Raw genomic sequence first — 19057 nt, 5'->3', positions numbered from 1 at the left:
CGGCGTTACTTCACCAGATCCGGAATGCGCTCGAAGATGCTCACCGTGAAATCGCCGAGCAGCCCGAGGATCATCGAGCCGAAGATGATCAGGCTGATGCCGACCACGATCAGCTTGGGCACGAAGGTGAGCGTCTGCTCCTGGATCGACGTCGCCGCCTGGACCATGCCCAGGACGAGGCCGGCCAGCAGCGCCGGCACCAGGATCGGCGTGGCGGCAAGCGCCAGCACCCACATCGCCTCGCGGCCGACGGTGAGGAAATATTCGGCGTCCATCGCGCTAACTCACGAAGCTGGAGGCAAGCGAACCCATGGTCAGCGCCCAGCCATCGACCAGGACGAAGAGCAGCAGCTTGAAGGGCAGCGAGATGATCGTCGGCGACATCATCATCATGCCGAGCGCCATCAATACGGTGGCGACGACGAGATCGATGACGATGAAGGGCAGGAAGATCAGGAAGCCGATCTGGAAGGCGGTCTTGAGCTCGCTGGTGACGAAGGCCGGGAGCAGCACCGAAAAGGGCACGTCGGCCGGCTTGGCATAGGGCCCGCTCTTGGCGAGCCCGGCGAACATGGTGACGTCCTTGGTGCGGGTCTGCTTGATCATGAAGCCGTGCAGCGCCTCGCCCGACTTGGCGATCATCTCGCTCGCACCGATCTTGCCGGCCGAATAGGGCTGGATCGCAGTGGTGTTCATCGTGGTGAGCGTCGGCGCCATCACGAAGAAGCTGAGGAACAGCGCCAGGCCGATCAGAACCTGGTTGGGCGGGGTCTGCTGGAGGCCCAAAGCCTGGCGGAGCAGCGCGAGCACGATGATGATCCGCGTGAAGCTGGTCATCATCAGCAGGATGCCCGGCAGAACCGAGAGCAGGCCCATGATGATGAGGACCTGGAGCGACAGGCTGAGCGGCGCATTGCCGCCGCCGAGATCCCCGAGCGCGCGGTCCACCGCATCGCCCATGCCGGGCGTCGCCACCGGAGTCGGCACCGCGGGCGCGGCGCCCTGGGCGAAGGCCGGGAAGGCGAAGAGGACGAGGAAGGCCAGCAACCCGATGAAGACCGCGGCGCGGCCCCCGACCGTGCGCGGCGCCGGAACGATCGCGCGCATCACGAGAGCCCCTGTCCCCGGGCCTGGGCTTGGCCCTGCTTGTCGACCAGGGTGACGCCGCTGCGGCTCACCGAGACGAGCAGCTTCTGGCCTTCGAATTCGATGACGGCGAGGCGCAGGCCCGGCGAGAGCATCATCGTCTCCTTGAGCTGCACCATGCGGGTCTGCTGGTTCTTGGGCAGGCGCGCCTCGAGCTTGCGCCAGGCATAGAGGCAGCCGATCAGCAGGCCGCAGACGAGCGGCAGCAGCACGATCAGCTTGATGATGTACCAGGTCATGAATCAGCGGCCCGCGCGCTTGTCCGGGCTGACCAGCTCGGTCATCCGCACGCCGAACTTCTCGCCGACGGTGACGACTTCGCCGCGACCGATCAGCGTGCCGTTGACGAACACGTCGAGCAACTCATTGGCATCGCGGTCGAGCTCGATCACGCTTTCCTCGCCGAGCGCGAGCAGCTCGCGCAGCGTGAGCCGGGTCGAACCGATCTCGACGGTCAGCTTGACGTCGACGTCCTGCAGCAGCCGGAAATTGGCGGCGACGGCAGTGTCGACCTGGAAGGAGGCCGTCATGTCGTTCATTGGAAGTCCTCTGCGTTAAGCTGTTCGAGCTGGGTGAGACGGACCGCGGCGCGGCCGTTGGCAGTGCCGACAAGGCCGGTGCCGAGGCGGCGCCTGGCCACCATCACCGGAACCTCGGGACCGAAATCGATCGGAATGATGTCGCCTTCCTTGAGCTCGAGCAGGCGGCCGAGCGGCAGCGTCGGCTCGGCGAGCACCGAGCGCACGGGCAAGGTCACCGACATCACGGCGCGGGTGAGACCCGATCGCCATTCGGGTTCGGCCTCTTCCTTGGGGCCATGGACCTTGACCATCAGCGCAGCGCCGTGCGGCTTCAAAGCGGCGACGGGATAGAGAATGTCGAAGAAGTGCGGCTTTCCCTCGCCCGCGGCGATGCCGAAGCGGGTGACGACCACCGGATCGTCGGCGCCGAGATCGGGCGCGCCGGCGAGATTGACGGCCGCTTCGGCGCGGAAGGCGACGCGCGACAGCGGCTCCCAGGCCTTGTCGAGCATCGTCGATGCCGACTGGGCGAGGCGGCCGACCAGCGCTTCGGCGGCGGGCGTGAATTCATTGGGCAGCGGCTGCGGCGCTTCGCCGTCGCCGCCGAAAAAGGCGTCGAGCATCTCGAAGACCAGCCCGGCATCGAGCACGAACTGGGCGCGGGCGCGGGCACTGCCCATCACCAGCGGCTGCCACGCCGACAGCACGTTGCCGCGCTCCGCCTTGTAGTCGGCAAAGCGCTGGACAGAGAGCGGCTCGGCCCAGGCGCGGAGATCCTTGCGGAGGAGGGATTCGAACGCGCCCTTCAACGACTTGGCGAGCCGCGCACTGAGGTGCTGCAGCGTGACCAGATCGCCGAACGGATTGAGGTTGACCGTCCCCAGCGCCGGCGCGTGCTCCGCGCTGGTCCGGGGGCGTTCCCGCCGTTCGGCCGTGCCGTCTAGTGAAGGGCTGTTAACCATGCCCGTTCACTGAACAATGAAATTGGTAAAGTAGACGTTACTAACGCCGCCAAAGCCTTCCTTTTCCTTCAAAACGCCGTTGATCGCCTTCACCAGGCGGTCCTGGATATGGCGCTTGCCCTCGGCGGTGAAGACTTCGTCCTCGGTCGTCTCGCCCAGCGCCATCAGCACGGCCGAGCGAATCGCGATCTCGTGGGTCTTGATGTTCTCGAGGACGCGCTCGTCATAGGGGGTCGAGACGGCGACGCCGACCTGGACGAAATGGACGCTGTCCTGGAGGTTGGAGGTGAACTCCTTGTCCATCGGGTAATAGGTGGAGGCGTATTTGTCGCCGCCTTCGCCCTTGGGCGTCGGCATGCCGCCATGGCCCGGTGCCTCGCCGGCACCCTCGCCTTCGCCGCCGCCATGGCCGCCGCCCTCGCCGCCTTCCTTGGCGGACGCGCGCTTCTCTTCGCTCTTGGGCACGAGATGCGGCTCATCCTTTTCCTCGGCGTGCGCAGCGGCGCTGAACCAGCCCGCCTGCATGCCGTAAAAGGCCGCGCCGCCTCCGCCGCCGAGCAGCAGCACCGGCACGCCGGCGAGCAGCAGCAGGTTCTTTTTCTTCTTCTTCGGCGCCTCGGCGCCCGCATCCTTGGTGTCGGCCATCATCTATCTCCGGGGATCTCAGGCGATCCGTTCGTCATCCTGGGTGGAAGTCTGCGCCTCGCGGCGTGCGCTGGGCGGCGCCGAAGGCTGGTTGCGCTGGGGCTGGGCGTCGCCGCGCTGGCCCTGGTTCGTCTGCGAATTGGCGTTCGAGCCGGCACCGGTGCCGCCATTGGCCCCGCCATTGTTGCCGGCCAGGTTCGATTCGACGCTGGTCGAGCCCAGCCGGATGCCGCGTTCCTGCGCAATCTCGGCGAGCTTGGGCTGCGCGTCGGCGATCAGCTGGCGCGCGGCCTGGGTATCGGTGTTGAATTCGACATGGAGGCTGCCGGCATCGTCCTGACGGATCGCGATATCGACCTTGCCCAAGCCCTCCGGCATCAGGCTGAGCCGCGTCTCGCGAACCGGCCCGCCCTCCTGCAGCGCCTCCATCTTGTCGATCATCTTCGCCGTCCATTGCTGGTGGCGCGTATCGAGCACGGCGTCCTGTCCCTGGCCGGTGGCAGTGACCGCAGCGGCGGTCTGCGTGCCGGTGGCAGGCGCCGCGACCGTCGAGAGATCGACCTGCGGATCGCCTGCCTGGCTCGTGACGGCGCGCGGCTGGGGCGCGTCGAGAACGGCAGCCTGCTCGGCCACCGGTTGCGATGCAGCGGCAGCAAGCTGGCGCTGGCTCCGGGTCACGTCGGCAATCGACACATTCTGCGGCGCGACCGGCCTGTCGAGCGTGATGCGGACGACGGGGGCCTCGGCGGCCGCCTGGCGCAGCTCGCGCGGCGCCTGGGCAAGGACGGGCCGCGAAGCCGCTTTGGCAGTCGTATCGCCGGTATCGGCAGGGGTGGCGGCGACGGCGGCCGCGGATTCGTCAACCGGCACCTCGTCAGGCACGCTCGGAGCCGGTCGGGCTGCAGGCACCATAGCCGCCGCTGCGGCATCGGTCTTGGGCTGGCGCTGGACGTCGCCGCGCCGGACCGCGGATTGCGGCTTGGCCTCCGGCACGACCGGCGCCGGCACCGGGGACGTGGCGGCTGCGGCCGGCCCGGCACCGGGCGCTTTCGCCTTGGCATCGCCTGTGGCGGGCTCGCTCGTTTCGGTAATCGGCGCCTCGGGCAGCTGAATCTCGCGGCGCGCGCGCTTGCCGCCGGCCTCGACGGTCACCGCGACTCCGGTCTCGGCCTTCGTCTCGGGCTGTGCCGCAGGCGGCGGGGCGATCGCGAACCAGGCGTAGGGCGGCGCCGGCGCTTCTTCGGCGCTCGCATCGTCCTCGGCGCTATCGGTATCGGCGCCCGGCTCCTCCTCGCCCTTGCCCTCGAGGCCGAGCACGGCATCCGGCAAATCCTTGCCGCCCTCGGCAAGATCCTGCCCCTCCGGCAAAGGCACCGCAGCGTCGCCCGCCTTGCCCGGCAGGCCCGTCACGGGCGCGGCGATCTTGGGCATCAGCGCTCCCAGAGCCAGCGCAAAGCCGCTCACATCCGCGGAAATCGCGGCGTTCGGCTTTACGGGCCCTACGGAAATTGCAGGAAGCGCGGTGGCAAGCTGGATCAAGTTCAAGTCCCCGTGAAACGTGGTTCACGGGGTACTCAGCAAATATCGTGCCGGTTTTTACCCATGGGAGGAAGCTCCTCCAGTTCGCGCAGCGCCTTGAGCGCAGCATCGGCCTCGGCACGGGTGATCAGCTTCTCGATCGCATTCTGGTCGCGCCGTGCCTCGCGCGTGGCGGCGCGGGCGATCTCGAGGCTCTGCTCGGCATTTTCCACGCGCTTATCGGCGGCAAAGGCGGACTGGTGCAGCCGATCGCGGAAATGCGCGGCGGCGGCGAGGCTCGACGCCGATTCGGAAGCGCTGGGCGCCGGTGCCACGTTCGCCGCGAGATTGGCGATACGATCGCGCAGCTTCGATTCCTGGTCGACCTTGGCGACGGCACGGACTTCGTCGGCGCGCACCAGATCGAGCTGGAGCGTGCGGACGCGCAAAAGCCGGTCGAGCTTCTTTACCGACCTAGCCATGACCGAACACGCCGACCAGCTCGGTCACCGCGTCGGGCAGGGTCACGATCTCGTCGGACGCCTGGCGGATATATTCCATCACCGCGGGATGGCAGGCGATCGCCGCATCGATCTCCGGATCGGCGCCGGCGCGATAGGCGCCCATCAGCACCAGGTCCCGATTTTCCTCATAGGTCGCGAGGTGGCGGCGCAGCACGCGCGCGGCACCGACATGATCCTTGCCGACGATATCGGTCATCACGCGGCTGACCGACGGGCCGAGGTCGATCGCGGGATAGACGCCGCGCTCGGCAAGCGCCCGGCTCAGCACGATATGCCCGTCGAGGATCGAGCGGGCCGAATCGACCACCGGATCATTGCCGTCGTCGCCATCGGCCAGCACGGTGTAGATCGCCGTGATCGAGCCGCCGGTGTGCACATCGGTGCCCGCGCGCTCGATGAGGCTGGGCAGCATCGCAATGGCCGAAGGCGGATATCCGCGCGCCGAAGCCGGCTCGCCCAGCGCCAGCCCGATCTCGCGCCCGGCATGGGCGACACGGGTGAGCGAATCCATGATGAGGAGGACCTTCTTGCCCTCGTCGCGGAATGCCTCGGCAATGGCGGTGGCGCGCAGCGCGCCGCGGATGCGCAGCACCGGCGAATGATTGGCGGGCACCGCGACGACCACCGAGCGCGCACGCGCCTCGCCGGCCACCTTGGTCTCGAGGAAATCGGCGACTTCGCGCGAACGCTCGCCGATCAGGCCGATGACGATCACGTCCGCCTGCGCCGCACGGACCATCATGCCGAGCAGCACCGACTTGCCGACGCCCGAGCCGGCCATGATGCCGACGCGCTGCCCCTGGCCGATGGTGAGCAGCCCGTTGATCGCGCGCACCCCGACATCAAGCGGCTCGAGCACGCGGCCGCGGTCGAGCGGCGACTGAAGCTTGCCGGCGAGCGGCCATTTGCCGGCGCCGCGGATCGGGCCGAGGCCGTCGATCGGCTTGCCCGAGCCATCGACCACCCGGCCGAGCATCGCCGCGCCCACCTCGGCCTCTCCGGGAGGGCCGATCGGGCGGACGGGCGCGTTGGGGAGCAGGGCAGCGGGGCCACCCAGGTTCATCAGCAACGTCTTGCCCGAGCGGAAGCCGATCACTTCGGCCTCGACCCGGCTGTCGCCATCGCCGATCGCGCAGACCGTGCCGACCGGAAGCTGCAGGCCGATCGCCTCCATCAGCAGCCCGTCATAGGAAGACAGGCGGCCGGAGATCAGCGGCCTGGCGACGAAATCGCCGACGCCCAGGCCCTCCAGATAGGTTTCGGGAAAGAGGTTCAGCATGCGGGCGGGATCGGCACGCGGTCGATCGCCTGGGCGAGCTGCTCAAGCCACAGATCGGGGCCGTCCTCGACGATCGTCGAGGCGCTTTCGATCACGAAGGCGCCACGCGCCAGATGCGGATCGCCGACCGGGAAGACGGTGGCGGGAAGCTTGCCCTGGATGAAGGGCACATCGTCGGGATGCAGGCGGAGCAGCGCCGATTCGGCGCTGTCGGCGAGCAGGTCGACCGCGGCATTGATCCGGGCTGCGAGAATATCGGGCGCGACGCCGACTTCGCCGACCATGCGGGTGACGAGATGCAGCACGGTCTGGCGCAGCTGGCCGGCCATCCGCTCGCGATCGAAATGCGCGCCGGTGGCGAGCGCCGTCGAGACCTGATCGAGCAATGCGTTCTCGCGGGCCTGCGCCGCTTCGATCTCGACCACGGCCGCGGCATGGCCCTCGGCGAAACCCGCCTCGTGCGCCGCCGCGATCGGATCGACGAACGGGCCGTGCTCGTGCGCATGCTGCGCATCGGCAGCGAAGGGATCCCAGCCCTCGGTCGGGTTGGCATCGGGATTGGCCGGCGTGAAGTGGCGCGGCTGTGCCGGCTTCTCCTCGAACCGGCGGCCGATCCGCTCGACTTCCGAAGGTGCGAAGCCGGCAGTCTCGCCAAAGGCGCGGGCAAGGACATGTTCGGCCGCGCTGATCCGCCCGGCAAAGCCCGGCGCGAAATCAGACATAGTCGTCGTCTCCGCCCTTCGACGGCATCTGGATCGTGCCGTCCTTCACCAGGCCGCGCGCGATCGCGATCATGCCCTTCTGCGCCTCGAGCACGTCCGCCATCTTCATCGGGCCGAGCGATTCGATCTCGTCCCGGATGCCGTCGGCTGCGCGGCTCGACATGCAGCCCAGGAAGCGGGTCCGGACGTCTTCCTCGACGCCCTTGAGCGACTTGACCAGGATCGTGGTGTCGACGTTGCGGATGAGCGTCGACAGGTTCTTGTCGTCGAGCTCGAGCAGATTGTCGAAGACGAACATCGCTTCCTCGATCGCGCGCGCAACGTCGCGGTCGATCTTGGCGAGCTTGGGCATGACGCGCTGCTCGGTGACCTTGCGGGCGCCCGACAGGATCTTCGCCGCTTCGCGCGTGCCGCCGAGCTGGAGCCCGCCGCTCGACTTCTTCGCACCCGCGCCGGCCCGGCCCTGGAGCATCGTCTTCAGCGTCTCGATCGCCTCGGGCGGGATCGGGCCGAGCTTGGCGATGCGCCGCAGGATCTGCGGCTGCGCGGCCTCGGGCAGGTGCTCGAACACCTTGGCGGCAATGTCGGGATCGAGATTGGCGAGCAGCACCGCGGCGATCTGCGGATGCTCCGCCTCGATCATCCCGGCGATCTCCTCGGGCTCGAACCAGTCGAGCCACTCGATCGAGGCGGCCTGGCTGGCCGGCATCACCCGGGCGAGCACGCCCGAGGCACGCTCGGGGCCGAGCGCCTTGTTCATGATGCTCTCGATCTTCGGCGCCGGATCGAAGGTGACGCCGGTGCGCTCGCGCGCCTTGAAGACGAAATCGTCGAGGACGATCTCGACCTCGGCCTCGCTGACATCGGCGACGTTGAACATCGCCTTGCCGAGCGAGCGGACCTCTTCCGGATCGAGCTTCTGGAGGATGGCCGCGGCCTCCTCCTCGCCGACCAGCATCATCAGGACCGCGGCGCGCTCGACGCCGTTGAAGCTGCGGATGGCGTTCATTGCGCGTCTGCCTTGATCATGTCGCGCACGGCCAGTGCGGCGCGCGCCGGATTGTCGCGAGTGAAGCCGCGGACCAGGCCGACACGCTCGTCATAGCTGTTGCCGGCATGATCGAGCATCTCGATCGAGACCGGGGCGGCGCCGGGTGCGACGCCGTCCTCGCCGGCCGCACCGCTCATCGCGAGCGCCGGACGGTTGCCGGCACCGGCGGCCGGCTCCTCGCGCTTCTTGAGCAGCGCCTTGGTGAGCGGGCGGACGCCGAGGAACAGTACGAGCAGCGCGATGACGAGCGCCGTCGCATTGCGCGCGGCGAGCGGCACCCATTCGGCCTCGTACCAGGCCGGGCCCTTGTCGGCGGCATCGGCAGCGGCGTTGAACTTGCGGCTGATCACGGTGACCTGATCGGCACGGCCCTGATTATAGCCGACCGCGGCCTGGACGAGCTGGGTGATCTGCTGGATCTCCACGGTCGAGCGCGGCTTGCCCGATTCCTCGCGCAGCAGCACCGCGACGGAGAGCCGCTTGATGCTGCCCGGCGCCTGGCGGGTGACCGAGACCTGCTTGCCGGTCTCATAGGTGCGGGTGAAGCTGTCGCTCTGCTTCTGCGGCGAAGCCTGGCTGGCACCGGCGACCGTGGCGCCGGCGGCGGGCGCCGCACCGGGGGTGGGCTGGGCGTTGGGCGCGGTGACGACGCTCGCCGGGGGCGGCGTGTTCGACAGCGCGCCGGGGATGCCGCCGGGCGCCTGGCCGTCCTTGCTGCCGGTCCATGCGCCCTGTTCGGCGGAGAGGACCGCGCCTTCCTTGTCATAGCTTTCGCGCGTTGCCTGGCTCTCGTCGAGATCGACGTCCGCCTGGACCTCGGCCGTGAAATTGCCGGCGCCGACGAGCGGGGTGAGCAGCTGGACGAGCTGCTCGCGATACTTGTCCTCGATGCGGCGCTGATAGTCGATGCGGGCATCGCTCGCCGAATTGGCGTCATTGCCCTTCTTCGAGAGCAGCGCACCCATCTGGTCGACGATGGTGACGTTCTCAGGCGTCATGCCCGGCACCGACGAGGCGACCAGGTTGACGATCGCGCGGGTCTGCGCGTCGCCCAGCGCGCGGCCGGGCTGGAGCTTGAGCACCACCGAAGCGGTGGGCGCGGTCTTGTCGCGGACGAAGACGCTGGCTTCGGGCGTGGCGAGATGGACGCGGGCCTCGGCCACCGAATCGATCTCCTCGATCGAGCGGGCAAGCTCGGTCTCGCGCGCCTGGCGCAGACGCTCGCCTTCGACCGCGCGGCTGACGCCCATCGGCAGCTGGTCGAGGATCTGGTAGCCGCCGGGCGCCGCCTTGGGCAGGTTCTGGCTGGCGAGCAGCATCCGCGCCTTGTGGAAATCATCCTCGGCGACGGTGATCGAGCCCGAGCCGTCGATGCTCGACTTGATGCTGGCGCCTTCGAGCGCCGAGGTGATCGCCGCCTTGTCGGCATCGGTCACGTTGGCGAACAGGATCCGCTGCGGCGGAGTCGAGACCAGCGACCAGGCGAGGAAGCCGGCGGCGACCAGGCCGATCAGGAAGATCAGCGGCATCGCGCGCTTCACCGCGGGCTGGGCGAGAATGCCGCGCATCTGGGCGAGCGGCGCACCAAGGCGGCCCGCGGCGGCGGGCAGGGCAGGTGCATCGGTGGGGGTGAGGGCGTTGCTCATGGATTACACCGGCATGCTCATGATGTCCTTGTAGGCGGACAGGAGTTTGTTGCGGACCTGGAGGGTCGCCTCGAAGCCGACCGACGCCTGCTGGCGGGCGAGCATCACCTTGGCGATGTCCACGGTCTCGCCGCGTTCATAGGCTTCGGAGAGCGCGCCGGCCTGGTTCTGGGCGGCGTTGACCTGCTTGAAGGCGTCTTCCATCGACGCGGTGAAGCTCGCGCCCTTGGTGCCCGAGGTGCCGGCGACGGCGCCGGCGGGCGTGTCGTTCGCCTTGGCGAGCGCGCTGTTGCGCTCGAGGATCTGGGCGCGGAGCGCCATGACGCGGTCGACGCTCATCGCGCCGCCGCCCCCGATGCCGTCGATGCCGCTCATGCCGAGGCCCTCGCCTTGTTATCGATCGATTCGCCCTGCTCGCGCGCCTTGGCGAGGCGGTAGCGGAGCGTGCGTTCGGAGATGCCCAGGCGCTTGGCGGTCTCGATCCGGCTGCCGCCGCATTCGGCGAGCACTTCGCGGATCGCGGCGAACTCGTGCATCTGGACGATGTTGGAGAGCGTGCCCGTCGCCTCGACCTCGATCCGCGGCGCGGTCGGCCGGTCGAAGATCAGATGCTCGGGATCGATGGTGCGGCCGCCGCAGAGCAGCAGCGCGCGCTGGATGACATTTTCGAGCTCGCGGACATTGCCGGGCCAATCATGGCTGGCGAGCGCATCGAGCGCGGCGTTCGAGATCCACGGCATCGCGCCGCGGCCGCCGGCATGGCGAACGACCATCGCAGCGGCGAGCGCGGCGATGTCGCCGGGGCGCTCGACCAGCGCCTTGGTCATCAGCGGGAAGACCGAGAGGCGATAGTAGAGATCGGCGCGGAAGCGGCCGGCGGCGACTTCGGCCTGGAGATCGCGATTGGCGCAGGCGACGACGCGGACATCGACCTTCTCCGGCATCGTCCCGCCGATCGGCACCACTTCGCGCTCCTGGAGCGCGCGGAGCAGCTTGGCCTGCAGGCCGAGCGGCATCTCGGCGATCTCGTCGAGCAGCAGCGTGCCGCCATGGGCGGCGCGGAAGAAGCCCTGGCCGCCCGAGGAAGCGCCGGTGAAGGCGCCCTTCTGGTGGCCGAACAGCATCGCCTCGAGCATCGTCTCGGGCAGCGCCGCGCAGTTGATCGCCACGAAGGGGCCGTCGCGGCGGGTGGAATTGTTGTGGATCGCCCGGGCCAGCACTTCCTTGCCGGTGCCGGTGGGACCGTTGATCAGCACGGTGATGTCCGACGCGGCGACGCGCTCGGCCAGCGCCAGCAGCGCCAGGCTCTCGGGATCGGCGGCGACCGGCTCGTGCGGGCCGCGCAGCAGCGCGGTGGCGAAGCCGGCGCCGACGGCGGCGTCCTCGCTGGTGTAGGAAAGGCGGGCGGGGTTGCCGTCGCCGAACGCGATCGCCTGGCGGCCTTCGTCGCCAAGGATCAGCGTGCGCGCGGCGGCCGGAGGCACTTCGCCCTCGGCGACCAGGAAGAGATCGCTCGCGCCGGGACGGCCCTCTTCGCTCGCGCCGACCGCGAAGCCCTGGGCACGCAGCGACGAGACGAGCGCATATTTCTGGCGCAGCACGGCAGCAGACGGAACGATGGATCGCATTGGTAAACCCCCTGAACACCATCCTTCTGGGGGTAAGTTGGTTAACGGCGCGTAAATTTGCGTATCCCGCGGCCACCTTGGTCCGGGCGCGTCTATGCGTGCGCACGTAGAGCCGAAATTTTTTGCTTAAACCCGGTTCGCGACGGCCGTTCCTTGGCTTGGCGGCTCCGAGCTCCCGTTCAGGGGGGTAAGCGGGAAGCCGACGAGCATGGAGTAACGAACATGACTGTTATCGGAACCAACACTGCGGCGCTGCGCGCCGCCAACGCTTCGACCGGCGCCAACAGCGCGCTGAGCACGGCCATGGAGCGCCTGTCGACCGGCAAGCGCATCAACAGCGCGAAGGACGACGCCGCCGGCCTGGCGATCGCTTCGACCATGACCTCTTCGATCCGCGGCATGAACCAGGCGATCCGCAACGCCAATGACGGCATCTCGATGGCGCAGACCGCCGAAGGCGCGCTGGGCGAAGTGACCAACATGCTGCAGCGTATCCGCGAGCTGGCGGTCCAGTCGTCGAGCGGCACCTATTCGGAAGACGACCGTGCCAATCTGCAGACCGAAGTCACGGCGCTGACCACCCAGATCACCAACATCCTGTCGAACACCACGTTCAACGGCGTGGCGCTGTTCACCGGCGATGCGGGTGACTCGGGCAGCGTGACCATCCAGACCGGCTCGACCGCTTCGGACACCGTGACGCTCGACTTCGCCGAGATCGATCTCGACGACGCCGTCGAGATCGACATCTCGGATGCCGACGACGCTTCGGACGCTCTCGAGACGCTCGACGACGCGCTGAAGACGGTGAACACCGCCCGCGCCAGCCTCGGCGCCGGCCAGAGCCAGCTCGAATCGGTGGTGAACAACCTCCAGTCGAACGTGGCCAACCTCAGCGACGCACGCAGCCGGATCGAGGACACGGATTACTCGACCGAGACCGCGGCGCTCGCCAAGGCACAGATCCTGTCTCAGGCTTCGACGGCGATGCTCGCCCAGGCGAACCAGAGCCAGCAGTCGGTTCTCAAGCTTCTTCAGTAAGCGCGTGCCGGTCGGGGTGTCACCCCCCTGACAGGCACCAAGGCCGGTCACCCCTTCTTGCCGGAGGGGGCGCATGGGGAGCCCCGGTGGTCCAACCACCGGGGCTTTTCCTCATTTGGAACGCCGCACCGGCCCGCTCCCCCACCCGGCCACCCATAAGATACTGCCGTTAGGTGGCCGGGCGGGGAGCGGGCCGGTGCCGCTACATCAGTGCCCTTCGGGCTTGCCGCCCGGCTTCCATTGCGGCTTGTCGGCGCTGTTGGCGAGGCTGCGCACGGGCGCGATCAGCGACTGGATCGCGCGGGTCATGAACGCGATGTCGAGATTGGCCAGCGTGTCTTCGGGGCTGTGATAGGTCGGAACCACCGCCCAGCCCGACAGCGTGTGTGCAACCACGCCGACCTTGGCGAGCGAATAATTGTCCGAGCGCTCGAAGAAATGCTGGTCGGGATAGGGATCAGCGGCGACCAGCGCGCCATGCGCCTTGAGCGTGTCGCCCAGCGTCGAGCGCTCCATCCCCGTCATCATCATGTGCCCGGCCGGAAGCTTGGGATCCTGCGCGCCGATCATCTCGATCTCGATATTGGCGACGATCTGGTCGATCGGCACCGGCGGGTGCTTGCCGAACCAGGTCGAGCCGAACCCGCCAATCTCCTCGCTGCCATAGGCGACGAACAGGATGCCGCGCTTCATCGGCTTGCCCGAGGCCAACGCGCGCGCCAGCTCGAGCACCGCGGTGGTGCCCGAGGCATCGTCATTGGCGCCGTGCATGATCACGCCGTCGGCCCGCAGCCCGAGATGATCGAGATGCGCGGTGAGGAGCAGGTAGCCCGCCGCCGGATCGGCGCCGGGCAGATAGCCGATCGCGTTGGTGGTGGTGCTCGTCTTCTTCTCCACCTCGAAGGTCGCGGCGATCGTGGCGCCGGGCTTGGCCGCCAGCGCGTCGAACGCAGCGGCAGGAAGTACCAGCAGCGCCGGGCGGTCGCCGTCCATCCCGCTTTGCCCGTCGTCGAGATAGGTCGGCATGCGCGGGGTGCCGCCGAACTTCTCAAGCGTTTCCTTGGTCGCGGCGTTTTCGCGGACGATGACCAGCTTCGCGCCATTGGCACCGGCGGCGCGGAAAAGGCCGAACAGCTGCATGCCGGGGCCATCCGCACGCGCGAGGACGACGTCCCCCTTGGGCAGCTTGGCCAGATCAGTGCCGGCAAAGACGACCGCCTTGCCCGACACCGGCTGAAGCCCGCCGACCAGCACCGAGGTTCCGCCGATCGCAGCGCCATCGGCGGTGAGCGTCACGCCTTTCAGGCTGGTGCGCACGATCGTCGCGGGCTGGAGATAGCCGGTCATGCCCGGCGCGGTCTTCAGCCCGAAGCTCTCGAACTGGGCGGCGACATAGGCGGCGGCGATCGCCTCGTCGCGGGTCGCGCTGCCGCGGCCCTGCAGCGCGTCGCTGGCGAGGAAGCTCTCATGCGCACGCACCCATTCGGGGCGGACGGTCCATTGGTCCTGCGCGAGCGCAGGCGACGCCATCAGCCCGAACGCCATCGCGCCGGCCAGGAACAGATGCTTGGTCATGGAAATTCCCCGAATGGTTATCGGGGCGGAGGTGTGGGGCAGCTTGGGGAACGGCGCAAGCCGGGCGCCGGCCGGAAAGTCGCAAAAGTCACGACATCTACGCGCGCGAGGCTCTTGCCGGGCGGCGGGAGGACAGGGGCCAGGATGTCGGGGAAGGCGCTGCGACGGCCATGCGGGAGAGCCTTGCAGACGAAATCCTACATTCCCAGCTGCTTGTTCCCCGGCGAAAGCCGGGGCCCAGGGTCACAAGCGATTCGGCAGAGAAACCCTGGGCCCCGGCTTTCGCCGGGGAACCGCTTGGGAACAGGGACTCTACCCTAACCTGCGCGCCAGTCCCTTCTTCAGCCGGGCATGCGCGCTCGCCTTGATCTGGCAGATCCGCGCCGCGCCGACGCCCAGCACCTGGCCGATTTCCTCGAGATTGAGCTCCTCGACATAATAGAGCTGGATCACCTGCTGCTCGCGCTCGGGCAATTCGGCGATCGCCTCGATCAGCGCCTCGCGCTGGTCGCTCTCGGCCAATTGCTCGAAGGCGTTGGGCTCGTCGGACATGAACCAGGGGCTCTCGTCCGAATAGGTGTCGTCGATCGAATCGAAACGGACCGCCTCGGCATTGGCATAGTCGGTGCGCAGCTTCTCGGGCGTGACGCCCAGCTTGGCGGCGACCTGCTCGTCGTCGGGCACGCGGCCGAGCTCGGCGGTGAGCGCCGTGACGGCTTCGTGATAGGCCTTGCGCCGGCGCATCGCGCCGCGTGTCGTCGTCGCCTGGCGGCGCAGCTCGTCGATCATCGCGCCGCGCAGCCGCGTCGCGAGATATTGCTCGAAGGTCACCTGGCCGCGGTCCTCGAAATTGGCCGAGGCCTCGATCAGCGCGACCAGCCCGATCTGGATCAGATCCTCCACCTCGACGAGCGTGCTCATCGAGCCATGGATGTGCCAGGCGATCCGGCGGACCAAAGGCAGGTGCTTGCGCACCAGTGCCTCGGGATCGCGGCGCGGCGGGGTGGGCGTGTAGATAAGGGGGGCAGGAGCCAATGAAGCCATGGCGTCTAGTTTCCCTGGGGTGAAAGCGTTCATGCGGGCAGCGCCTCCGGCGCACCGATCACGGCGACGACTTCGACGGCCTTGTCCTCGGGCACTTCGAAGAAGCTCATCACCGGCGTGTCGGGGAGGACGTTCTTGATCAGCTTGCGGATCGCGACGCGGATCGACGGCTGGACGACGAGCGCGAAGGGCTTGGCCTCGGCGATCAGCGGCTGGGCGGCGCGCTGCAGCGCATCGGAGATGCGGCGGCCGAGATCGGGCTCGATCGTGTGGCGGCGCGACGGATCGGAGCGGACCGCCTGGCCGAGCAGCCCCTCGAGCTGGCCCTCCAGCGTCATCACCCGCAACGGCTCGCGCACGCCGCACAGGCGCTGGATGATCAGCGGGCCGAGCTCGGGGCGGATCAGTTCGATCAGCTCCTCGGCATCGAGCGTCTTCTGCGCGGCGACCGCGATGGCGGCGGCGATACGGCGGAACTCCTTGAGCGGAATGCTCTCGGCGAGCAGGCCGCGCAGCACCTGGGTGAGCGTAGTGAGCGGCAGCGGCGCCGGGCAGAGCGCGGCGACGAGCTGGGCCGAGCGCTCCTTGAGCCCGTCGAGCAGCGCCTGGACCTCGTCCGGGCCGAGCAGATCGGTGGCGTTCTGGATCAGGCACTGGTTGAGATGGGTGGCGACCACGGTGCCCGGATCGACGACGAGATAGCCCAGGCCGGTGGCGGCATCACTATCGCCCTGCGAAATCCAGGTCGCGTCGAGCCCGAAGGTCGGGTCCTTGACCGGCTTGCCGTGGAGGCGGCCCGAGGCCTGGCCGGTGTCGATCGCCAGCATCTCCTCGGGCGACACATTGTCCTCGGCCACGACCACGCCGCCGATGACGATGCGATAGGTGAAGGGCGCCAGGTTGATGTCATCGCGCACGCGCACCTGGGGCACGACGAAGCCGAGCTCCTTGGAAAGCTGGCGGCGGACGCCGGTGATGCGGCCCATCAGCGGCCCGCCGCGACGCTCGTCGACCAGCGGCACCAGGCCGTAGCCGATGTCGAGCATGACCTGCATGTTGTCGGTGACTTCCTCCCAGCCGATCTTCGACAGATCGGTGGGCTCGGCCGGCGGCGCGGCGACCGGCTTGGGCCGGTTGGCGACCTTGCGCAGGTGCCAGGCGGCATAGCCGGCGGCGGCGGCGGCGGGCAGCATCAGGAAGTGCGGCATGCCGGGGAAGACGCCGAGCAGGCCGAGGATGACCGCGACCGGCATCCAGGTCTTGTAGCTGGCGAACTGGCTGCCGATCTGGCCGGCGAGATCGTCGCTCGACTTGACCCGGGTGACGATGGCGGCGGCGGCGATCGAGAGCAGCAGCGCCGGCACCTGCGCGACGAGCGCGTCACCGATGGCGAGCAGCACATAGGTGGAGGCTGCCTCGCCCACAGCCATCTGGTGGCTGGCGACGCCGAGGATCAGGCCGCCGATCACGTTGATGCCGAGGATCAGCAGGCCGGCGATCGCATCGCCCTTCACGAACTTGGACGAACCGTCCATCGCGCCGTAGAAATCGGCTTCGGTCGACACTTCGAGGCGCTTGGCGCGGGCATCGTCCGGCGTGATCAGGCCGGCATTCAGATCGGCGTCGATCGCCATCTGCTTGCCGGGCAACGCATCGAGCGTGAAGCGCGCGCTGACTTCGGAAACGCGGCCGGCACCCTTGGTGACGACGATCATGTTGATGATCACGATCACTGCGAACACGACCAGGCCGACGACATAGTCGCCGCCGATCATGAAGGTGCCGAACGCTTCGATCACATGGCCGGCGGCGCTCTCGCCCTCATGCCCGTGCACCAGCACGACGCGCGTCGAGGCGACGTTGAGGCCGAGGCGGAACAGCGTGGCGAACAGCAGCACGGTGGGGAAGGCGGAGAAGTCCAGGGGCTTCTGCGCGTTCAGCGCCACCATCAGCACCGCAAGGCTGATCATGATGTTGAGGATGAAGAAGGCGTCGAGCAGGAAGGCCGGGATCGGCACCACCATCAGCGCGACGAGCAGCAGGATCGCGGCAGGCAGCGCGAAGCTCTTGGCGGCGGGCATCGCGCCCGCGGGAAGCGAGATTGCAGACACTAGGGGTTACGCTCCCAGGTTCGCGAGCATGAGATAGGCGAGGCGGGCATTTTCCGGCGTCGGACGCAGCGGATCGATGCGGCGGCCGAGCGGATCGGTCGCCGTGCTGCCTTCCGGACGCGAGACGTTGAGCTGGGCCAGCGTGTTCTGCACCCAGTGCCGGTCGCCATCGACCGCGCCGTTGCCGAGCACGACTTCGTTGTCGCCGTCGCTCCAGGCCCGGGCGGCGGCGGAGAAGCCGTCGTCGAGCCCGGTCGAAGCGGTGCCGGTGGCGCCGCCGGCGGCAGCACCCTGGTCGAGCTTGCCGGCGAAGCGGCTGTAGATTTCCGAAAGCGTGCGCGGCTGGCCGTTCGACGCATAGAAGACGCCGCGATTGGCGCGGGCTGCGGCGGGGAACATCGAGGCGCCGGTGCGGTCCGGGCTCTCGGCCATCGCGCTCAGGAACTTGTCGGCGCCGCCCAGGCCCAGGAAGTGCGCCATGTAGAGATCGGTGCCGGTGGCCGGGCGGCCCAGGCTGTCCTCGAGCGCGGTCTTGTTGTCCGATGCATGCTCGGCGGCCATCAGCGCCGCGGTTTGCGGATCGCTGCGCATATTCAGGATGGCGCTGCGGGCGGCGGGATCGCTGACGACGTAGCGGCCCGAGCTGGTCTGCTTGATGCTGTCGGCCGCCCAGCCCAGGCCATGCTCGGCCCCGTGCTGCTTGACCACGCCGAGCCAGCTCTGCTCGATGAACTGGTAGAGACCGGTGGCCGAAGACGTGCCGGCGCGCGCATTCGCGTTCAACCCGCTCTCGACCTGTGCCTGGCCGAGCAGATAGTTGAAGTCGATGCCGGTCTTGCGGCTTGCCGCGGCGATCGCCGTCTGGACGCTTGCCTTGGAGTTGACCGAAGTGACGCTCATCTAGTCCTGATCCGGATTGCCCTTATTCGGGGCTATCGCAGCAAGGACCGTGCCAGTTCTGGTTAATGGGGGTTAGCCATGCCCTTTCAGGCGAGGGCGTACCCTGCCGCCTTGTAGGACGGCGCCTGCTGACCGGAAAGGATTTGCAGGCGGCGGCGAACATTTGCCGCCATCAGGTTCACATAGATGCGGCAGGTCTCGTTGAGCTTGTGCGCCTCGGCGGCAAGCTCGCGGACCTCGGGGCCGGGGGCCTCGCCGTCATAGAGCGCGACCGTGTCGATCGCGGCGATCTTGGATCGGGTGGCCGCTTCGAGCGCGGCGACGTCGTTGGCCTTCAGCGCCGCGATCTCGGCGTGGAGGCATTCGATCACCTCGATGAGCGCTTCACGACGGTTCACGGGACTTCCAATCGAGCTTGAAGGCGAGCAGCCGATCGGCGATCGTCGACGGCGATAGCGGGAACTTGTTGTCCTGGATGGCCTTGCGGATCCGCGCCACCCGATCGGCATCGACCGGGGCCTGCGCGCCGGCCGTGCCGGCGATCTCCGCCGCGGCGCTCTGCACCGCCGGCGTGTCGTTTGCGACCGGACGGAGCGCCGCCACCTTCGCAGCGGGTTCAACGGGCACAGTGCGACGGTCGGTGACCGTGCCTGCCTTCGTGCCGATTGATTCCACCATTGCCTGCAATCCTCGCTGTGCCTGCAATGCTTCAAACGACCGCAGGCACGCGAGCTTTACGGAAAA

21 protein-coding genes are annotated in these 19057 nt (G+C 68.3%); 1 reads left to right on the top strand and 20 read right to left on the bottom strand.

What is annotated here, in order from left to right; translation table 11 throughout:
• Window positions 1-5: 5 nt before the first annotated feature.
• From fliQ to P6144_RS08790, 14 genes are all read right to left on the bottom strand, one after another.
• A complete protein-coding gene (gene fliQ, locus P6144_RS08855; RefSeq protein WP_184163011.1) occupies window positions 6-275 on the bottom strand; it encodes a flagellar biosynthesis protein FliQ in 270 nt (89 codons plus the stop codon).
• A gap of 4 nt (window positions 276-279) precedes the next feature.
• On the bottom strand, window positions 280-1107 hold the full coding sequence (fliP, locus tag P6144_RS08850) for a flagellar type III secretion system pore protein FliP (RefSeq protein ID WP_277767368.1): 828 nt from the start codon (window positions 1105-1107) through the stop codon (window positions 280-282).
• On the bottom strand, window positions 1107-1385 hold the full coding sequence (locus tag P6144_RS08845; protein ID WP_277767367.1) for a flagellar biosynthetic protein FliO: 279 nt from the start codon (window positions 1383-1385) through the stop codon (window positions 1107-1109). Before P6144_RS08845 ends, fliP begins: the two co-directional genes overlap by 1 nt.
• A gap of 3 nt (window positions 1386-1388) precedes the next feature.
• Window positions 1389-1685 (bottom strand): flagellar motor switch protein FliN, encoded by a 297-nt coding sequence (gene fliN, locus P6144_RS08840; RefSeq protein ID WP_277767366.1) that lies wholly within the window; start codon window positions 1683-1685, stop codon window positions 1389-1391.
• Complete coding sequence (locus tag P6144_RS08835) at window positions 1682-2629, bottom strand: flagellar motor switch protein FliM (protein WP_277767365.1); 948 nt, start codon at window positions 2627-2629, stop codon at window positions 1682-1684. Before P6144_RS08835 ends, fliN begins: the two co-directional genes overlap by 4 nt.
• Before the next feature lie 6 nt (window positions 2630-2635).
• The gene (locus P6144_RS08830) at window positions 2636-3277 is read right to left on the bottom strand and encodes a flagellar basal body-associated FliL family protein (protein ID WP_347275521.1); all 642 of its coding nucleotides are present in this window, start codon (window positions 3275-3277) and stop codon (window positions 2636-2638) included.
• Between the two features lie 15 nt (window positions 3278-3292).
• On the bottom strand, window positions 3293-4705 hold the full coding sequence (locus P6144_RS08825; RefSeq protein ID WP_277767364.1) for a flagellar hook-length control protein FliK: 1413 nt from the start codon (window positions 4703-4705) through the stop codon (window positions 3293-3295).
• Window positions 4706-4848: 143 nt separating this feature from the next.
• Window positions 4849-5274 (bottom strand): hypothetical protein, encoded by a 426-nt coding sequence (locus P6144_RS08820; RefSeq protein WP_277767363.1) that lies wholly within the window; start codon window positions 5272-5274, stop codon window positions 4849-4851.
• A complete protein-coding gene (locus tag P6144_RS08815) occupies window positions 5267-6595 on the bottom strand; it encodes a FliI/YscN family ATPase (RefSeq protein ID WP_277767362.1) in 1329 nt (442 codons plus the stop codon). The genes P6144_RS08820 and P6144_RS08815 overlap by 8 nt, the downstream gene beginning before the upstream one ends.
• Window positions 6589-7317 carry a FliH/SctL family protein gene (locus P6144_RS08810; RefSeq protein WP_277767361.1) on the bottom strand — a complete coding sequence of 243 codons (729 nt, stop codon included), beginning with the start codon at window positions 7315-7317 and terminating at the stop codon, window positions 6589-6591. Before P6144_RS08810 ends, P6144_RS08815 begins: the two co-directional genes overlap by 7 nt.
• The gene (gene fliG / locus P6144_RS08805; protein WP_277767360.1) at window positions 7310-8326 is read right to left on the bottom strand and encodes a flagellar motor switch protein FliG; all 1017 of its coding nucleotides are present in this window, start codon (window positions 8324-8326) and stop codon (window positions 7310-7312) included. The genes P6144_RS08810 and fliG overlap by 8 nt, the downstream gene beginning before the upstream one ends.
• Window positions 8323-10014: a flagellar basal-body MS-ring/collar protein FliF gene (gene fliF / locus P6144_RS08800; protein WP_277767359.1), complete on the bottom strand. Its 1692-nt coding sequence runs from the start codon at window positions 10012-10014 to the stop codon at window positions 8323-8325. The genes fliG and fliF overlap by 4 nt, the downstream gene beginning before the upstream one ends.
• 3 nt (window positions 10015-10017) lie before the next feature.
• On the bottom strand, window positions 10018-10389 hold the full coding sequence (fliE, locus tag P6144_RS08795) for a flagellar hook-basal body complex protein FliE (RefSeq protein WP_277767358.1): 372 nt from the start codon (window positions 10387-10389) through the stop codon (window positions 10018-10020).
• The gene (locus P6144_RS08790; protein ID WP_277767357.1) at window positions 10386-11642 is read right to left on the bottom strand and encodes a sigma 54-interacting transcriptional regulator; all 1257 of its coding nucleotides are present in this window, start codon (window positions 11640-11642) and stop codon (window positions 10386-10388) included. Before P6144_RS08790 ends, fliE begins: the two co-directional genes overlap by 4 nt.
• 222 nt (window positions 11643-11864) lie before the next feature.
• On the opposite strand from P6144_RS08790, the gene P6144_RS08785 reads away from it, so the two are divergent.
• Window positions 11865-12683 (top strand): flagellin, encoded by an 819-nt coding sequence (locus tag P6144_RS08785; RefSeq protein ID WP_277767356.1) that lies wholly within the window; start codon window positions 11865-11867, stop codon window positions 12681-12683.
• Between the two features lie 207 nt (window positions 12684-12890).
• Here the strand turns inward: P6144_RS08785 and P6144_RS08780 are convergent, their stop codons facing one another.
• From P6144_RS08780 to P6144_RS08755, 6 genes are all read right to left on the bottom strand, one after another.
• Window positions 12891-14258, bottom strand: coding sequence for a M28 family peptidase (locus P6144_RS08780; RefSeq protein WP_277767355.1), 1368 nt, complete (start codon window positions 14256-14258; stop codon window positions 12891-12893).
• A 312-nt stretch (window positions 14259-14570) separates the two neighbouring features.
• The gene (fliA, locus tag P6144_RS08775) at window positions 14571-15302 is read right to left on the bottom strand and encodes an RNA polymerase sigma factor FliA (RefSeq protein ID WP_277767354.1); all 732 of its coding nucleotides are present in this window, start codon (window positions 15300-15302) and stop codon (window positions 14571-14573) included.
• A 29-nt stretch (window positions 15303-15331) separates the two neighbouring features.
• A complete protein-coding gene (gene flhA / locus P6144_RS08770) occupies window positions 15332-17383 on the bottom strand; it encodes a flagellar biosynthesis protein FlhA (protein WP_277767353.1) in 2052 nt (683 codons plus the stop codon).
• A 36-nt stretch (window positions 17384-17419) separates the two neighbouring features.
• A complete protein-coding gene (locus P6144_RS08765; protein WP_277767352.1) occupies window positions 17420-18313 on the bottom strand; it encodes a lytic transglycosylase domain-containing protein in 894 nt (297 codons plus the stop codon).
• 86 nt (window positions 18314-18399) lie between these two features.
• The gene (locus P6144_RS08760; RefSeq protein WP_277767351.1) at window positions 18400-18711 is read right to left on the bottom strand and encodes a flagellar protein FlgN; all 312 of its coding nucleotides are present in this window, start codon (window positions 18709-18711) and stop codon (window positions 18400-18402) included.
• Window positions 18698-18991: a flagellar biosynthesis anti-sigma factor FlgM gene (locus P6144_RS08755; RefSeq protein WP_277767350.1), complete on the bottom strand. Its 294-nt coding sequence runs from the start codon at window positions 18989-18991 to the stop codon at window positions 18698-18700. The genes P6144_RS08760 and P6144_RS08755 overlap by 14 nt, the downstream gene beginning before the upstream one ends.
• Between the last annotated feature and the right edge of the window lie 66 nt (window positions 18992-19057).

Source organism: Sphingomonas sp. HITSZ_GF (genome assembly GCF_029543155.1).
In the GTDB taxonomy this organism is placed as follows: domain Bacteria; phylum Pseudomonadota; class Alphaproteobacteria; order Sphingomonadales; family Sphingomonadaceae; genus Sphingomonas.
Note: the sequence above shows the minus strand (reverse complement) of the source record. Positions and strands in the feature narration are given on the sequence as shown.

Coding starts and splice junctions, on each gene's coding strand:
- fliP (WP_277767368.1), bottom strand. CDS start 1,107: ATGCGCGCGATCGTTCCGGCGCCGCGCACGGTCGGGGGCCGCGCCGCG.
- fliA (WP_277767354.1), bottom strand. CDS start 15,302: ATGGCTTCATTGGCTCCTGCCCCCCTTATCTACACGCCCACCCCGCCG.
- P6144_RS08825 (WP_277767364.1), bottom strand. CDS start 4,705: ATGCCCAAGATCGCCGCGCCCGTGACGGGCCTGCCGGGCAAGGCGGGC.
- P6144_RS08765 (WP_277767352.1), bottom strand. CDS start 18,313: ATGAGCGTCACTTCGGTCAACTCCAAGGCAAGCGTCCAGACGGCGATC.
- fliN (WP_277767366.1), bottom strand. CDS start 1,685: ATGAACGACATGACGGCCTCCTTCCAGGTCGACACTGCCGTCGCCGCC.
- flhA (WP_277767353.1), bottom strand. CDS start 17,383: ATGCCCGCCGCCAAGAGCTTCGCGCTGCCTGCCGCGATCCTGCTGCTC.
- P6144_RS08830 (WP_347275521.1), bottom strand. CDS start 3,277: ATGATGGCCGACACCAAGGATGCGGGCGCCGAGGCGCCGAAGAAGAAG.
- fliQ (WP_184163011.1), bottom strand. CDS start 275: ATGGACGCCGAATATTTCCTCACCGTCGGCCGCGAGGCGATGTGGGTG.
- P6144_RS08820 (WP_277767363.1), bottom strand. CDS start 5,274: ATGGCTAGGTCGGTAAAGAAGCTCGACCGGCTTTTGCGCGTCCGCACG.
- P6144_RS08780 (WP_277767355.1), bottom strand. CDS start 14,258: ATGACCAAGCATCTGTTCCTGGCCGGCGCGATGGCGTTCGGGCTGATG.
- P6144_RS08815 (WP_277767362.1), bottom strand. CDS start 6,595: ATGCTGAACCTCTTTCCCGAAACCTATCTGGAGGGCCTGGGCGTCGGC.
- P6144_RS08810 (WP_277767361.1), bottom strand. CDS start 7,317: ATGTCTGATTTCGCGCCGGGCTTTGCCGGGCGGATCAGCGCGGCCGAA.
- P6144_RS08845 (WP_277767367.1), bottom strand. CDS start 1,385: ATGACCTGGTACATCATCAAGCTGATCGTGCTGCTGCCGCTCGTCTGC.
- P6144_RS08755 (WP_277767350.1), bottom strand. CDS start 18,991: ATGGTGGAATCAATCGGCACGAAGGCAGGCACGGTCACCGACCGTCGC.
- fliG (WP_277767360.1), bottom strand. CDS start 8,326: ATGAACGCCATCCGCAGCTTCAACGGCGTCGAGCGCGCCGCGGTCCTG.
- P6144_RS08785 (WP_277767356.1), top strand. CDS start 11,865: ATGACTGTTATCGGAACCAACACTGCGGCGCTGCGCGCCGCCAACGCT.
- fliE (WP_277767358.1), bottom strand. CDS start 10,389: ATGAGCGGCATCGACGGCATCGGGGGCGGCGGCGCGATGAGCGTCGAC.
- P6144_RS08790 (WP_277767357.1), bottom strand. CDS start 11,642: ATGCGATCCATCGTTCCGTCTGCTGCCGTGCTGCGCCAGAAATATGCG.
- fliF (WP_277767359.1), bottom strand. CDS start 10,014: ATGAGCAACGCCCTCACCCCCACCGATGCACCTGCCCTGCCCGCCGCC.
- P6144_RS08835 (WP_277767365.1), bottom strand. CDS start 2,629: ATGGTTAACAGCCCTTCACTAGACGGCACGGCCGAACGGCGGGAACGC.